This window comes from Corallococcus llansteffanensis, assembly GCF_003612055.1.
Lineage (GTDB): Bacteria > Myxococcota > Myxococcia > Myxococcales > Myxococcaceae > Corallococcus > Corallococcus llansteffanensis.
The window spans coordinates 1-15,258 of the sequence record NZ_RAWB01000210.1 but is presented as its reverse complement, the minus strand read 5'-3'; the positions used below and the strand labels follow the sequence as shown (position 1 = coordinate 15,258).

At 65.5% G+C, this 15,258-nt stretch carries 13 protein-coding genes, 1 tRNA gene and 1 pseudogene; all 15 read left to right on the top strand.

Features of this window, described 5'->3' with window-relative positions:
• Positions 1–173 (top strand): EF-Tu C-terminal domain-related protein (locus D7V93_RS20305; RefSeq protein ID WP_504739570.1); only part of this gene is annotated, 173 nt, incomplete at its 5' end.
• Positions 174–267: 94 nt separating this feature from the next.
• A complete protein-coding gene (rpmG, locus tag D7V93_RS20300) occupies positions 268–432 on the top strand; it encodes a 50S ribosomal protein L33 (protein ID WP_002617522.1) in 165 nt (54 codons plus the stop codon).
• Between the two features lie 22 nt (positions 433–454).
• A tRNA-Trp gene (locus D7V93_RS20295) sits at positions 455–530 on the top strand.
• Positions 531–618: 88 nt separating this feature from the next.
• Positions 619–1,062, top strand: a complete 444-nt coding sequence (gene secE / locus D7V93_RS20290) for a preprotein translocase subunit SecE (protein ID WP_120644993.1) — start codon at positions 619–621, stop codon at positions 1,060–1,062.
• Complete coding sequence (gene nusG, locus D7V93_RS20285; protein ID WP_120616107.1) at positions 1,062–1,610, top strand: transcription termination/antitermination protein NusG; 549 nt, start codon at positions 1,062–1,064, stop codon at positions 1,608–1,610. Before secE ends, nusG begins: the two co-directional genes overlap by 1 nt.
• 102 nt (positions 1,611–1,712) lie before the next feature.
• The gene (gene rplK / locus D7V93_RS20280) at positions 1,713–2,159 is read left to right on the top strand and encodes a 50S ribosomal protein L11 (RefSeq protein WP_120533438.1); all 447 of its coding nucleotides are present in this window, start codon (positions 1,713–1,715) and stop codon (positions 2,157–2,159) included.
• 30 nt (positions 2,160–2,189) lie between these two features.
• Entirely contained in the window at positions 2,190–2,903 is a 714-nt protein-coding gene (gene rplA / locus D7V93_RS20275) for a 50S ribosomal protein L1 (protein WP_120644992.1), read from the top strand.
• Between the two features lie 398 nt (positions 2,904–3,301).
• Positions 3,302–3,823 carry a 50S ribosomal protein L10 gene (gene rplJ, locus D7V93_RS20270; RefSeq protein ID WP_120644991.1) on the top strand — a complete coding sequence of 174 codons (522 nt, stop codon included), beginning with the start codon at positions 3,302–3,304 and terminating at the stop codon, positions 3,821–3,823.
• Between the two features lie 90 nt (positions 3,824–3,913).
• On the top strand, positions 3,914–4,285 hold the full coding sequence (gene rplL / locus D7V93_RS20265) for a 50S ribosomal protein L7/L12 (protein WP_120644990.1): 372 nt from the start codon (positions 3,914–3,916) through the stop codon (positions 4,283–4,285).
• 180 nt (positions 4,286–4,465) lie between these two features.
• On the top strand, positions 4,466–8,692 hold the full coding sequence (gene rpoB / locus D7V93_RS20260; protein WP_120644989.1) for a DNA-directed RNA polymerase subunit beta: 4,227 nt from the start codon (positions 4,466–4,468) through the stop codon (positions 8,690–8,692).
• A 135-nt stretch (positions 8,693–8,827) separates the two neighbouring features.
• Positions 8,828–13,039, top strand: coding sequence for a DNA-directed RNA polymerase subunit beta' (rpoC, locus tag D7V93_RS20255; RefSeq protein WP_120644988.1), 4,212 nt, complete (start codon positions 8,828–8,830; stop codon positions 13,037–13,039).
• 177 nt (positions 13,040–13,216) lie between these two features.
• The gene (locus D7V93_RS20250) at positions 13,217–13,678 is read left to right on the top strand and encodes a hypothetical protein (protein WP_120644994.1); all 462 of its coding nucleotides are present in this window, start codon (positions 13,217–13,219) and stop codon (positions 13,676–13,678) included.
• 105 nt (positions 13,679–13,783) lie between these two features.
• Complete coding sequence (locus D7V93_RS20245; protein ID WP_120612522.1) at positions 13,784–14,134, top strand: phasin family protein; 351 nt, start codon at positions 13,784–13,786, stop codon at positions 14,132–14,134.
• A complete protein-coding gene (locus tag D7V93_RS20240; RefSeq protein WP_120644987.1) occupies positions 14,131–14,892 on the top strand; it encodes a lytic transglycosylase domain-containing protein in 762 nt (253 codons plus the stop codon). The genes D7V93_RS20245 and D7V93_RS20240 overlap by 4 nt, the downstream gene beginning before the upstream one ends.
• Before the next feature lie 145 nt (positions 14,893–15,037).
• A pseudogene (locus D7V93_RS20235) lies at positions 15,038–15,258 on the top strand (hypothetical protein); the annotation flags it as partial.

The window sequence follows — 15,258 nt, the reverse complement described above, 5'->3', positions numbered from 1 at the left end:
TGACGGGGACGGTGAAGCTGCCGGACAACGTCGAGATGGTGATGCCGGGCGACAACATCGCGATCGAGGTGGAACTCATCACCCCGGTGGCCATGGAGAAGGAGCTGCGGTTCGCCGTTCGTGAGGGTGGCCGTACGGTGGGCGCGGGCGTCGTTGCGGAGATCATCGCCTGATCGGCTTCACGCCGACCAGCTTCCACGGGCACTGAGTTGCCGAGGGGAGGGCTGCTTTTGTAGCCTTCCCCTCTCGCATCTGGTGAAATGAGCCATGCCGAAGGGTAATCGTTCCATCATCTCGCTCGAATGCACCACGTGCAAAGAGCGGAACTACACGACCACGAAGAACAAGCGGAAGAGCCAGGACAAGCTCGAGCTGAGCAAGTTCTGCCCTCGGTGCCGCAAGCACACGGACCACAAGGAAGGCAAGGTCTAGGTCGCGCGTTCCATGAAGGTTTAGGCCAGTAGCTCCAACGGTAGAGCAGCGGTCTCCAAATCCGCGTGTTGGGGGTTCGAATCCCTCCTGGCCTGCCAGCTTCAGTACAGGGACCCCCGGTACCGAGCGGTGCCGGGGGTCCCTGCCTTTTCGCAGTCCAGCTTCCACAGTCCCTCGTGAGGCACCATGGCGACGGCATCTGAGGCCAGCCAGCAGGCTAACCGCTCGGGCATCGACCCGAAGCGGCTCGTGGTCATCTTCTATCTCGTCGCCGGCATCGTCCTGGCCCTCTTCCTGGAGCATGTCTTCGGGTTGCTCTGGAGCCGGTTCGGCTGGAGTGACGTCGAGCTCTTCGAGGGCCTTGGCTGGCACGTATCGACCCTGGTGGGCTATGTCGTCGCCCTCGGGTTGGTGCTGGCGGCCTACTTCCATCCCCGCACGCACGCCCTGTCCATCGACGTGGCGTCCGAGCTGATGAAGGTCACCTGGCCCACCTGGTCGGAGACCCGCGCGTCGACCATGGCCGTGGTCGTCGCTTCGCTCGTCGCCGCGGTGCTGCTCTTCTGCATCGACACCGTCGCCTACAACTTGATGGTGGAGTGGCTGCCAGCCCTGTGGGGGAAGCTGTAATGGCGATGAAATGGTTCACGGTCCAGACCTACTCGAACTACGAGAACCAGGCGAAGAAGAACCTGGAAGAGCAGGTCCGTCTCAAGGGGCTGCAGGACCAGCAGCTCATCGGTGAGATCCTCATCCCCATGGAGCAGGTCGTGGAGATGGTGAACGGCGAGAAGAAGACCACCCGCCGCAAGCTCTTCCCGGGCTACATCTTCGTCCAGATGGAGCTCAGCGACACCACCCTGCATTTGGTGAAGAACACCTCCAAGGTGACCGGCTTCCCGGGCGTCGGCCAGAACGAGCAGCCCCGGCCCATGTCGGACGCCGAGGTGGCGCGCATCACCACCCAGGTGGCCGAGGGAGCGCTCAAGCCCAAGCCCAAGGTCCAGTTCGAGGCGAGCGACACGGTGCGCGTCATCGACGGCCCGTTCGCCAACTTCAATGGCACGGTGGAAGAAGTGAACGCGGAGAAGGGCCGGGTCCGGGTGCTCGTCAGCATCTTCGGCCGCGCCACCCCCGTGGAGCTCGATTTCATGCAGGTGGAGAAGACCACCGGCTAATCAGTCTTCCGCGCCCGGCTCTCGGGCGCGGATAACGGGTGGGAGGGTCGTCCCGTCTGGCGACCCGCTGGAACCACCCCATCGAAAGGCAGCAGTCCGCCGATGAAGAAGATCACAGGTCAGGTCAAGTTGCAGATTCCCGCCGGCAAGGCGAACCCCGCCCCGCCGATTGGTCCCGCCCTCGGTCAGCAGGGCGTGAACATCATGGAGTTCTGCAAGCAGTTCAATGCGAAGACGCAGGCAGAGGCGAAGGAAGGTCTCATCATCCCGGTGATCATCACCGTGTATGCGGACCGCTCCTTCACCTTCATCATGAAGACGCCTCCCGCCGCCATCCTCATCAAGAAGGCCGCGGGTCTCCACACGGAGAAGAAGAAGGGTTCGGGCGCGAAGAAGCCGGGCAAGGAGAAGGTGGGGCAGATCACCCGGAAGCAGCTCGAGGAGATCGCCAACAAGAAGATCCAGGACACCACCGCCGCGTCCCTCGAAGCCTGCATGAACACCATTGCTGGCACCGCGCGCTCCATGGGCATCGAAGTCGTCGGCTAGCCCGCCCCCCATCTTTCAAGGATTCCTGCCATGGCTACCAATGGAAAGAAGTTCCGCGCGTCCTCCGAGCTGGTGGACCGCAACAAGCGCTACGCCGTCGCCGAGGGCTTCGCGCTGCTGAAGAAGACGGTCGAGTCGCGCGCGACGAAGTACGACCAGACGGTCGATGTCGCCATCAACCTGGGCGTGGACCCGAAGCACGCGGACCAGATGGTCCGTGGCGCCGTGGTGCTCCCGCACGGCACCGGCGCCACCGTGCGCGTGGCCGTGTTCGCCAAGGGTGAGCGCGCCACCGAGGCCGCCAACGCCGGCGCGGACATCGTGGGCGCGGAGGACCTCCAGAAGCGCATCGAGGAGGGCTTCCTCGACTTCGACACCGTTATCGCGACGCCGGACATGATGGGTGTGGTCGGTCGCCTCGGTAAGGTGCTCGGCCCCCGCGGCCTCATGCCCAACCCGAAGGTGGGTACGGTCACGATGGACGTGGCCAAGGCCATCCGCGACTCCAAGGGCGGTAAGGTCGACTTCCGCGCGGAGAAGGCGGGCATCGTCCACGCGAAGATGGGCAAGGCCTCTTTCGAGACGGCCAAGCTCGAGGCCAACTTCAACACGCTGGTGGACCTGGTGATGAAGCTCAAGCCGGCCACCGCCAAGGGCGTGTACCTGAAGGGCATCGCCATCTCGACCACGATGGGGCCGGGCATCAAGCTCGACACCACCGAGATCCTGGCGCGTCACCGCTAGTCCCGGGTGTCGGGGCGGGCCGGGAAGGGTGCGCTCCCTGACGGGGAGCGTCAGTCCTGTCGCCTGCCCAACGTCGGTCTCATAGAAAGTGCTGGATCTTTGCGAAAGCCGGGGGTATAGGCCCCCGGCTTTTGCAATTGGAGCGCCATGTCGAGAGACACGGCGTTCCGACCTGGTTCATGACAGCAGGGACCCGGAAGGGGAGAAGGCGCGTCCGTTGGGAACCGGGAAACCGGTCGGGCCGTCCATCCGCTCCAGGTTCAAACGGCCGCAAGGTCAGCCCTGCCGAGACTGGAGGTGCGGTGTGGTGCCTCTCGGAGGCCCCCCTCTCGCTCTGCCACTTTGGCCCAGGCATCACGCCCGACCGTCAGGTCGGGCCTAAAAGGAGGTGAGTCAAGGTGCTGAAGAGCGAGAAGGAAGTGATGATCAAGGAACTCCACGAGAAGTTCGCCCGGACCAAGTCCGCGGTGGTCGCTGAGTTCTCCAAGGTGGACGTGGAGACGGTGACCAAGCTTCGTCGGAAGTTCCGCGAGGGCAAGGTCGAGTACAAGGTCATCAAGAACACGCTGGCGCGCCGTGCCGCTGAGGGCACGTCCGTCTCCGTGATTTCGGATGACTTCACGGGTCCCGTGGCCCTGTGCATCAGCTACGACGACGTGGTGGCTCCTGCCAAGATCCTGATGGAGTTCATCAAGGACATGGAGACCATCAAGGTCCGCAGCGCCGTGGTGGATGGCCGCAAGGTCGACGCCACCGGCGTGAAGGCGCTGGCGAAGTTGCCGGGCCTCAACGAGCTCCGGGCGCAGCTGCTCGGCATGCTCAACCAGCCGGCAGGCAAGCTGGTTCGGACCATTGCGGCCCCCGGGTCGCAGCTCGCGCGGGTCATCCAGGCCAACGCGGACAAGTCGAAGCCCGAGTAATCGTTCCGAGAAGTTTTCCTACCGCAACCTCTGCGGCCGTGCTGACCCAACGGGTCGCAGGCCGTTAGTCAACATCAGAAGGACAAGTCAATGGCTGACCTGAATTCGATCGTCGAGCAGCTCTCCTCGCTCTCCATCCTGGAGGCGGCCGAGCTGGTGAAGCAGTTGGAGTCCAAGTGGGGCGTTTCCGCCGCGGCCGTTGCCGTTGCCGCGGGTCCTGCCGCCGCCGCCGCCGCTCCTGTCGAGGAGAAGACGGAGTTCAACGTGGTTCTCGCGAACGCGGGCGCCAACAAGATCAACGTCATCAAGGAGATCCGCGCCATCACGGGCCTGGGCCTGAAGGAGGCCAAGGACCTGGTCGAGGGCGCGCCCAAGACGGTCAAGGAAGGCGTCAACAAGGACGACGCCAAGAAGATCAAGGACCAGCTCACCGCGGCTGGCGCAACCGTCGAAGTGAAGTAGTTCTGACAGGGGCTGTCCTGTTCTTCCGGGAAATCCCGGGCAGCCTCCTGACCGGATGAGCAGGCCGGCGTCCCCTTTGCTGGGGCGCCGGCTTTGCCCATTTGACATTTGCCAAATTTCCCGGCGCCGCCGCGCGTTACTGAAGTTTGCCCCGCCCGAGCAGCCGTCCCCGGAGACCGAATGCCGACGCAGATCCAGAACAATTTCCGCGTGCGGAAGACCTTCGCGAAAATCGCGAAGATCATCGACATTCCCAATCTCATCAACATCCAGAAGCAGTCCTACGAAAAGTTCCTCCAGGCCGATATTGCCCCGGAGAAGCGCGAGGACCTTGGCCTTCAGGGTGTCTTCAAGTCCGTCTTCCCGATCCGGGACTTCAACGAGACCTCCTCGCTGGAGTTTGTCAGCTATCACCTGGAGAAGCCGAAGTACGACGTCGATGAGTGCCACCAGCGTGGAATGACCTACTCGGCGCCCATCAAGGTCGTCGTGCGCCTGGTCGTCTGGGACAAGGACGAGGAGACCGGCGCCCAGTCGATCCGCGATGTGAAGGAGCAAGAAGTCTACTTCGGCGAAATCCCGCTGATGACCCAGAACGGTACGTTCATCATCAACGGCACCGAGCGAGTCGTGGTGAGCCAGCTGCACCGCAGCCCGGGTGCGTTCTTCGACCACGACAAGGGCAAGAGCCACTCGTCGGGCAAGCTGCTCTACAACGCCCGCATCATCCCATACCGCGGCTCGTGGATCGACTTCGAGTTCGACCACAAGGACCTGCTGTACGTGCGCATCGACCGGCGCCGCAAGCTGCCGGCCACCGTGCTCATCCGCGCCCTGGGCGCCGTCGGTGACACGGCGAAGAAGAACCCGCTCGACTTCAAGGGCTCCACCGAGGAGATCCTCAACTACTACTACGCCACCGAGACCATCTACCTGCAGAGCGCCGCCGACTTCGAGAAGAGCGTCGAGCTGGAGCTCCTGCCGGGTCAGCGCGCCACGCGCGACATCAAGACCAAGTCCGGTGAGTTGATCGTCAAGAAGAACCGCAAGTTCACGCGCGCCGCCATCAAGAAGCTCGAAGCGGCGAAGATGACCAAGCTGCCCATCGACGCGGACGAACTGTTCACCAAGGTCTCCGCCTACGACGTCGTGGACGAGAACACCGGTGAGGTCATCCTTGAGTGCAACGAGGAGGTCTCGCAGGAGAAGGTGGACGAGCTCCTCAAGCGCGACATCAAGGAGTTCAAGGTCCTCTTCATCGACAACCTCAACGTGGGTCCGTACCTGCGTGAGACGTTGATGCTGGACAAGATCGAGTCGCCCGAGCAGGCCATCATGGAGATCTACCGGCGCCTGCGCCCGGGTGATCCCCCGACGCCGGAGACGGCGACGAACCTGTTCAGCAACCTGTTCTTCAATCCGGAGCGCTACGACCTGTCCAAGGTCGGCCGCCTCAAGCTGAACTTCAAGTTCAGCCTCGAGGAGCCCCTGGACGGGCAGATCCTCACCAAGCGCGACATCCTGGAGGTCATCCGCTACCTGATCGACCTCAAGAACGGCAAGGGGACGATCGACGACATCGACCACCTGGGCAACCGGCGCGTGCGCGCGGTGGGCGAGCTGCTGGAGAACCAGTACCGCATCGGTCTGGTTCGCATGGAGCGGGCGATCAAGGAGCGCATGAGCCTCCAGGAGATCGAGACGCTCATGCCGCACGACCTCATCAACGCCAAGCCCGTCACGGCGGTCATCAAGGAGTTCTTCGGGTCCAGCCAGCTGTCGCAGTTCATGGATCAGACGAACCCGCTCTCGGAAGTTACGCACAAGCGCCGTCTGTCCGCGCTCGGGCCTGGCGGTCTGACCCGTGAGCGCGCCGGCTTCGAGGTGCGCGACGTGCACCCGACGCACTACGGCCGCATCTGCCCCATCGAGACGCCGGAAGGTCCGAACATCGGCCTCATCGCGTCGCTGTCGACCTATGCGCGCGTCAACGAGTTCGGCTTCGTGGAGACGCCGTACCGCAAGGTGGACGCGGGCAGCGTGACCGCGGACGTGGCCTTCTACTCGGCGCTCGAGGAGGAGAAGCACACCATCGCCCAGGCGAACGCGGAGACGGACAAGAAGGGCAAGTTCGTCAACGCGCTGGTGCAGAGCCGCCGCAGTGGCGAGTTCGTCCAGGTCAAGGCCGAGGACGTGGACCTGATGGACGTGTCCCCGAACCAGCTCGTGTCGGTGGCCGCCTCCCTCATCCCGTTCCTGGAGAACGACGACGCGAATCGCGCGCTCATGGGCTCCAACATGCAGCGCCAGGCCGTGCCGCTGCTGCGCACCGCCGCGCCGCTCGTGGGCACGGGCATCGAAGCCATCGTGGCCCGCGACTCGGGCGTCACCTGCGTGGCGCGCCGCGACGGCATCGTGGAGTCGGTGGACGCCGGCCGCATCGTGGTGAAGGCGGACTCCAACGCGGCCCTGAGCGACGTGTCCAGCGAAGTGGACATCTACAACCTGCTCAAGTACCAGCGCTCCAACCAGAACACGTGCCTCAACCAGAAGCCCATCATCCGCAAGGGTGACCGGGTGAAGAAGGGCGACGTGATCGCGGACGGTCCGGCCACCGAAACGGGTGAGCTGGCGCTGGGGCAGAACATCGTCGTCGCGTTCATGCCGTGGCAGGGCTACAACTTCGAAGACTCCATCCTGCTGAGCGAGCGCATCCTCAAGGAGGACGTCTTCACGTCCATCCACATCGAGGAGTTCGAGTGCATCGCGCGCGACACCAAGCTGGGCAAGGAGGAGATCACCCGCGACATCCCGAACGTGGGTGAAGAGGCCCTCAAGGACCTGGACGAGAGCGGCATCATCCGCATCGGCGCCGAGGTGAAGCCCGGCGACGTGCTGGTGGGCAAGATCACTCCGAAGGGCGAGACCCAGCTCTCCCCCGAAGAGAAGCTCCTTCGCGCCATCTTCGGTGAGAAGGCCGGCGACGTGCGCGACAGCTCCCTGCGCGTGCCTCCGGGCGTGGTGGGCACCGTCATCAACGCCAAGGTGTTCAGCCGCAAGGGCGTGGAGAAGGACGAGCGCGCCAAGCAGATCGAGTCCATGGAGGAGGCGAAGCTCCTCAAGGACCAGAACGACGAGATCAAGGTCCTCCAGGACTCCGCGTACAGCCGCCTCCGCGGCCTGGTCCGCGGCAAGGAGGTCCAGGGCAAGCTCGTGGACGACAAGGGGAAGATCCTCCTGAAGAAGGGCGACATCCTCAACGACGAGCTGCTGACCACGGTGCCGTACAAGTACTGGGGTGAGATCTCCGTCGGCGAGCCGCTGGACGCGCGCCTGCGCGACATCCTGCGCAGCCTGGAAGAGACGAAGGAGGCCGTGAAGCTGGCCTTCGGCGAGAAGATCGCCCGCATCAAGAAGGGCGACGAGCTTCCTCCGGGCGTCATCAAGATGGTGAAGGTGTACGTCGCCATCAAGCGCAAGCTGGCGGTGGGCGACAAGATGGCCGGTCGCCACGGCAACAAGGGCGTCGTGTCCCGCGTCCTCCCCGAGGAGGACATGCCGTACCTGGAGGACGGGCGTCCGGTGGACATCGTCCTCAACCCGCTCGGCGTCCCCAGCCGCATGAACATCGGGCAGATCCTCGAGGTCCACCTGGGTTGGGCCGCGAAGGGCGTCGGCGAGCAGCTGCAGCGCTACCTCGACGAGAACTTCAGCGGCGAGCAGCTCAAGAAGCAGCTGAAGGTCGTCTACGACGACAAGGCCTTCGGCGACTTCGTGGATGGCCTGTCCGACCAGGAGGTCCAGGACCTCTGCCGCCGGCTCAAGAAGGGCATCCACGTGGCGACGCCGGTGTTCGACGGCGCCCGCGAGACGGAGCTGCACGCCCTCTTCGACGAGGGCCGGCTGCCGCGCTCGGGCCAGATGGTGCTCTTCGACGGCCGCACGGGTGAGCCGTTCGACCAGAACGTCACCGTGGGCGTGATGTACATGCTCAAGCTGCACCACCTGGTGGACGAGAAGATCCACGCCCGTTCCATCGGGCCCTACTCGCTCGTCACGCAGCAGCCCCTGGGCGGCAAGGCCCAGTTCGGCGGCCAGCGTCTGGGCGAGATGGAAGTGTGGGCGATGGAGGCCTACGGCGCGGCGTACACGCTGCAGGAGTTCCTCACCGTCAAGTCGGACGACGTGGTGGGCCGCACGCGCATGTACGAGGCGATCGTCAAGGGCGACAACGTCCTCGAGAGCGGCCTGCCCGAGTCGTTCAACGTGCTCCTCAAGGAGCTCCAGTCGCTGGCCCTGGACGTGGAGCTGTTGGAGAGCGCGCCCCCCGAACGGCAGCGCAGCTTCGGCGGCGACTTCCTCGGCGGCGGTGACGGCGAGGATCGCAAGTCGGGGACCGAGGCCTAAGGCCTTTTCTAAGAAGCCGGCGCGCCCGCCTGACCGGTCGGAACCGCTTCCTCGTCGAGGGAGCGGCCGACCGGGTGCAGGGCGGGGGCCCGAAACGTTTGGCGCCTTGAGCGCTCATAAGTTTTCGGAGGCAACGTGAAGGACATTTTCAACTTCTTCGAGAAGCCGAAGGACCCGCTGTCGTTCAACGCCATCCGCATCGCGCTGGCGTCGCCCGACAAGATTCGGCAGTGGTCGCACGGCGAGGTGAAGAAGCCGGAGACCATCAACTACCGCACGTTCAAGCCGGAGCGCGACGGCCTGTTCTGCGCGCGCATCTTCGGTCCCGTGAAGGACTACGAGTGCAACTGCGGCAAGTACAAGCGCATGAAGCACCGCGGCGTCGTGTGCGAGAAGTGCGGCGTGGAGGTCATCCAGTCCAAGGTGCGCCGTGAGCGCCTGGGACACATCACGCTGGCCACGCCCGTGGCCCACATCTGGTTCCTCAAGTCGCTGCCCAGCCGCATCGGCAACCTGCTCGACATCACCCTCAAGGAGATGGAGAAGGTGCTGTACTGCGAGAGCTACATGGTCATCGACCCGAAGGCGACGCCGCTGCAGCGTGGCGAGCTCGTCTCCGAGGAGAAGATGCACCGGCTCTTCCAGGAGCACGGCGAGGACTCGTTCACCGCGGGCATGGGCGGCGAGGCCGTCCGTGAGATGCTCAAGTCCCTGGACGTGGAGAAGCTGTCCGAGGAACTGCGCAAGGACATGCGCGAGACCACCAGCGAGGCGAAGCGGAAGAAGTACGCCAAGCGCCTGAAGGTGGCCGAGGCGTTCCGCGTCTCCGGCAACAAGCCGGAGTGGATGATGCTGGACGTCATCCCCGTCATCCCGCCCGATCTGCGTCCGCTCGTCCCCCTGGACGGTGGCCGCTTCGCGACGTCCGACCTGAACGACCTGTACCGCCGCGTCATCAACCGCAACAACCGCCTCAAGCGGCTCCAGGAGCTCAACGCTCCGGACATCATCATCCGCAACGAGAAGCGGATGCTGCAGGAGGCCGTGGACGCGCTGTTCGACAACGGTCGCCGCGGCAAGACCATCACCGGCCCGAACAAGCGGCCGCTGAAGTCGCTGTCCGACATGCTCAAGGGCAAGCAGGGCCGGTTCCGTCAAAACCTGCTCGGCAAGCGCGTGGACTACTCGGGCCGCTCGGTCATCGTCGTCGGTCCGGAGCTGCGCCTGCACCAGTGCGGCCTGCCGAAGATCATGGCGCTCGAGCTGTTCAAGCCGTTCATCTACAACAAGCTCGAAGAGAAGGGCTACGTCACCACCATCAAGTCGGCGAAGAAGATGGTGGAGAAGGAGCGTCCTGAGGTCTGGGACATCCTCGAGGACGTGATCCGTGAGCACCCGGTGCTCCTCAACCGCGCGCCCACGCTGCACCGCCTGGGCATGCAGGCCTTCGAGCCCGTGCTCATCGAAGGCAAGGCCATCCAGCTGCACCCGCTGGTCTGCGCCGCGTTCAACGCGGACTTCGACGGCGACCAGATGGCCGTGCACGTGCCCCTCTCCATCGAGGCCCAGATGGAAGCACGCGTGCTGATGATGTCGACGAACAACATCCTCAGCCCCGCGAACGGCAAGCCCATCATCGTCCCGACGCAGGACATGGTGCTCGGCATCTACTACATGACCCGCGCCCGTGAGTTCGCCAACGGCGAAGGCCGCGTGTTCGCGTCGCCGGAGGAAGTGCGCGCCGCGTACGACCACGGCGAGGTGCACCTGCAGGCCAAGGTGGTGTGCCGCATCGACGCCAAGCGCAAGGAGACCACGGTCGGCCGCGTGCTGCTGTGGGAAGTCGTGCCGCGCCGCGTGGGCTTCGACGCCATCAACAAGGTGCTCGACAAGAAGTCGCTCGGTAACCTCATTGACCTCTGCTACCGCCTCACGGGCGAGAAGGAGACGGTGCTGCTGGCCGACCGCATCCGCAGCCTGGGCTACTTCCACGCGACCCGCGCCGGTATCTCCATCGCGCTCAAGGACATGATCATCCCTGCGAAGAAGCAGGAGTTCCTGGACTACGCGCGCAAGGAAGTGGCGGAGATCGAGAACCAGTACCTCGAGGGCCTCATCACCGACGGTGAGCGCTACAACAAGGTCATCGATATCTGGGCGGAGATCACCGAGAAGGTCGCCCAGGAGATGATGCAGCAGATCTCCACCGACGAGGCCACGGGCTACCTCGACGGCGTGCGCACGACGCGCAAGCAGCCGTCGTTCAACCCCATCTACATCATGGCCGACTCGGGCGCGCGCGGCAGCGCCCAGCAGATCCGTCAGCTGGCCGGTATGCGCGGCCTGATGGCCAAGCCCTCCGGTGAAATCATCGAGACGCCCATCACGGCCAACTTCCGTGAAGGCCTCTCCGTGCTCCAGTACTTCATCTCCACGCACGGCGCCCGCAAGGGCCTGGCGGACACGGCGCTCAAGACGGCCAACTCCGGTTACCTCACCCGCCGTCTCGTGGACGTGGCGCAGGACGCCATCATCAACGAGTACGACTGCGGCACCATGGACGGTCTGTTCATTGGCGCCCTGGTCGAAGGCGGAGAGATCATCGAGCCGCTGGGTGAGCGCATCCTGGGCCGCGTGGCCCTGGACGACATCCTCGACCCCGTGACGGGCGAGGTGCTGGTGCGCGCCAACGAGGAGATCGACGAGGAGCGCGTCCGCCGCATCGAGAACAGCGGTCTGGACCGGGTGAAGATCCGCTCGGTGCTCACCTGCCAGGCCAAGCGCGGCATCTGCGTGGAGTGCTACGGCCGTGACCTGGCGCGCGGCCGCAAGGTGTCCGTCGGCGAGGCCGTGGGCGTCATCGCGGCGCAGTCCATCGGCGAGCCGGGTACCCAGCTCACGATGCGCACCTTCCACATCGGTGGTGCGGCGACGCGGCGCGCGGAGCAGTCCAGCCTCGAGAACCGCTACGCGGGCTCCGTGAAGTTCGCGGGCCTGAACACGGTGCAGAAGGCGGACGGCACGCTGGTGGCCATGAACCGCAACGGCGAGCTCGTCGTCGTCGACGAGTCGGGCCGCGAGCGCGAGCGCTACCAGATCATCTACGGCGCCCGCATCCTGGTGAAGGAACACCAGAAGCTGGAGCCGGGCGTGCTCCTGGCCGAGTGGGACCCGTTCGCCATCCCGCTGCTCACGGAAGTGGGCGGTGTCGTGCGCTACGAGGACATCATCGAAGGCGTGACGATGTCCGAGACGCTCGATGAGGTGACGGGCCTGTCGCGCAAGACGGTCATCGAGTCCAAGGACCCGGAGGCGCGTCCGCGCGTCACCATCCGCGACGCGCAGGGCAACGTGAAGGACCTGCCGTCCTCCAAGAACCAGGCGAGCTACTTCCTGCCCCAGGGCGCGATCATCACCGTGAACGACACGGATGAGATCTCCGCGGGCGAGGTCATCGCCAAGGTGCCGCGCGAGACCACGAAGACCAAGGACATCACGGGCGGTCTGCCCCGCGTGGCCGAGCTCTTCGAGGCGCGCAAGCCCAAGGACGCGGCGGCGATCGCGGAGATCGACGGCGTGGTGTCCTTCGGCAAGGACACCAAGGGCAAGCGCAAGCTCATCATCACCCCCGAGGTGAGCGGCGAGCAGCGCGCGGATCTGGCCAAGGAGTACCTGATCTCCAAGGGCAAGAGCATCAACGTCCACTCCGGTGACCGCGTGAAGGCCGGCGAGGCGATGATGGACGGCGCGGCCAACCCGCACGACATCCTCAAGGTGCTGGGCGAGAAGGAACTCGCGCGCTACCTGGTGGACGAAGTGCAGGAGGTCTACCGACTGCAGGGCGTGAAGATCAACGACAAGCACATCGAGACGATCGTCCGGCAGATGCTGCGCCGGGTGCGCGTCACGGACGTGGGCGACACCAACTTCCTGGTCGACGAGCAGGTCGAGAAGTGGGTGTTCGAGGAGGAGAACGAGAAGGTCATGGCCGAGGGCAAGCGCCCGGCCGTGGGTGAGCCGCTGCTGCTCGGCATCACCAAGGCCTCGCTCTCCACCGAGTCGTTCATCTCCTCGGCGTCGTTCCAGGAGACCACGAAGGTCCTCACCGAGGCCGCCATCAACGGCAAGGTGGACTACCTGCGCGGCCTCAAGGAGAACGTCATCATGGGCCGGCTCATCCCCGCCGGCACGGGCCTGCCGAACTACAAGCACCTCGACATTGAGGTGGAGAGCCCCACGGACGAGGTCAACGAGATGGAGGCCGCCCTGGCCGCCACCCACGGAGACACCGGCCCGCTGGCCCCTCCGCCGTCGCGGCCGGACACCCGGTCCACCGACGTCGCCTAGTGACCTGACGGAGCGTCCCTGACGCTCCGGGAGACCGCCGCCGTCCTGGTTCATGCCGGGGCGGCGGCTTTCTCGTTTTGCACATTTCATCAGCCTTCGGCTTGACAGCATGTCGCGGTGCGTTATGTTGACGCATCACGTTGTCGGCCCGGGAAATCCCGGGTGGGGGAGAGCGACATGGCTACGACGAGTGCGAAGACGGCGGAGAAGTCAGGTGTCACGCAGAACGTGGAGAGCTTCCTGAAGGGGCAGCTCTCCCAGGCCCAGAAGCGGTTCGAGGGCCTGGAAGGGGAGGCCAACAAGGCCTTCAAGGTGCTGGAGACGCGGGGCCAGGAGGCGAAGAAGGAGGTCCAGGCCCTGTGGACGAAGGTGCAGGCCGGTGAGCTGCGCGCGGACCCCCGGGTGCAGGAGCTGACCAAGAAGGTGGACGCCGCGAGCGTCGAGCTGCGCAAGCGGCTGGACGGGCTGCAGGCGAAGGTCGTGGAGGCGGTGGGAGTTGCCAGCCAGTCCCAGGTGCAGCAGATCACCCACGAGCTGGGCCGCCTGTCGAAGAAGCTGGATGTACTGCTGAAGCCCACCCGTCGGGCCCACGGCGCGACCAAGAATTCGGGCAGCGCGGCGTCTTCTCCGCGGGCCTGAGCAGCGTTTTCTTCACCCAAGGGGTGTGCTTAGGTGGCAGCCCCTTTCGTTTGAATGCCTCGGGTTTCCCTTCAAGGGGGCCCGGGGCGCTCCCGGAGCGACTTCATGGACAACAATACCGAGGCCCCCCGAGAGAAGACCTCCGTGGCGGAGGCGTTCGAGCGCATCTGGAGCCAGGCGCTCCTCGCGGTGAACACGGCGGAGGAGGAGGCTTCCCGCGCCGTGCAGCGCGTGGCGACCGTCGCGGGCTGGAGCCAGGACGAGGTGAAGCGTCAGGCCCGGGAGTTCTCGGAGCGGCTGACGGGGCACCGCAAGGACCTGGAGCACAACGTGGAGGAGCGGGTGCGCACGGCGCTCACGCTGCTGAAGCTGCCGCGCCGCGAGGAGTTGCAGGCGTTTGGTAGCCGCCTGGAGCGCCTCTCCGAGCGCATCCAGGCCCTGGAGCACCGCAAGTGAGTGGACCCGCCGCCTCGGGCGGCAGGTCGTTGGGAACGCGGTTCTTCGCGGGGCTGCATGCCCTGAGCAGCGGGTGCTCCCGGCTCCCGTTGCTCGCGGGCGTGGCGCTCGTGGTGTCCGCGCGGGTGGTGCCCCTCCTGGAGGAGCCTCCTTCCCAGCCCGTGGTCCCCGAGGTGGTGTCGATGGAGTCCGCCTCCGCGGAGGCGGTGCTCATCGACGCGGTGCTGGCCAAGCGCGCCCCGGACCTGGGGCTCACGCTGCGCCGGCGGTTGGGGCAGGCCATCGACGAAGAGGCCCGCCACACCGGGTATGATCCGCTGCTGGTGCTGGCCCTCATCGACGTGGAGTCCGACTTCGAGGAGGAGGCCATCTCCGACAAGGGCGCCCGGGGGCTGATGCAGATCAAGCCCAGCACGCTGCACTTCCTGGCGGAGAAGGAAGGGCTGCGGCTGTCGCGCGAGGAGGTCGTGTCCGATCCCGCCGTCTGTGTGCGGTTGGGCATCCGCTACCTGCGCTCGCTGCAGGGCCGGTTTGGCGGCGACCTGGACCTGGCGCTGATGGCGTACAACGCCGGCCCCACGCGCATCCGCGATGCCCTGAAGGCCGGGGAGCTGGAGAAGTTCCGCCGCTACCCCCGGGCCGTGCGGCGCGACTTCCGCCGCTTCCGCGAGGGCCACGGCTTGGGTGGGGACTGGGCGCTCGCGCAGCGGGAGCTTCCACCCGAGGAGCCCGGCGCGACGACGACCGCGGCCCCCTGACGCGGGCCCGCGGGACTTCCGGGTGAATGTTCGGGGCCGTGGCGCGCTCCAACCCGGGCCACACTCGCCTTGTCCCGCTCCCCGGGGTGCGCTAAGTCGTTGCAAGCCCTCGGGACTGTTGAGGATTCCCAGGAGGGATGCCCCCATGTCTCGCCCGTCCGCCCGCATCGCGCTCACCCTCGCGGCCACGCTTGTCCCCATGCTGGCCGTGGCCGGTTCCGTCTTCCTCAACGGCGTCAACATCGACGGCGTGAAGAACACGCGCTTCGAGAAGGCCACCGTCCGCATCGACGCGGAAGGGAACGTCTACATCAATGCGCCGGGCTACGCCGCTCGGCGGACGACCGTGACGCCCACTCCGCCTCC

Coding starts and splice junctions, on each gene's coding strand:
- rpmG (WP_002617522.1), top strand. CDS start 268: ATGCCGAAGGGTAATCGTTCCATCATCTCGCTCGAATGCACCACGTGC.
- secE (WP_120644993.1), top strand. CDS start 619: ATGGCGACGGCATCTGAGGCCAGCCAGCAGGCTAACCGCTCGGGCATC.
- nusG (WP_120616107.1), top strand. CDS start 1,062: ATGGCGATGAAATGGTTCACGGTCCAGACCTACTCGAACTACGAGAAC.
- rplK (WP_120533438.1), top strand. CDS start 1,713: ATGAAGAAGATCACAGGTCAGGTCAAGTTGCAGATTCCCGCCGGCAAG.
- rplA (WP_120644992.1), top strand. CDS start 2,190: ATGGCTACCAATGGAAAGAAGTTCCGCGCGTCCTCCGAGCTGGTGGAC.
- rplL (WP_120644990.1), top strand. CDS start 3,914: ATGGCTGACCTGAATTCGATCGTCGAGCAGCTCTCCTCGCTCTCCATC.
- rpoB (WP_120644989.1), top strand. CDS start 4,466: ATGCCGACGCAGATCCAGAACAATTTCCGCGTGCGGAAGACCTTCGCG.
- D7V93_RS20250 (WP_120644994.1), top strand. CDS start 13,217: ATGGCTACGACGAGTGCGAAGACGGCGGAGAAGTCAGGTGTCACGCAG.
- D7V93_RS20245 (WP_120612522.1), top strand. CDS start 13,784: ATGGACAACAATACCGAGGCCCCCCGAGAGAAGACCTCCGTGGCGGAG.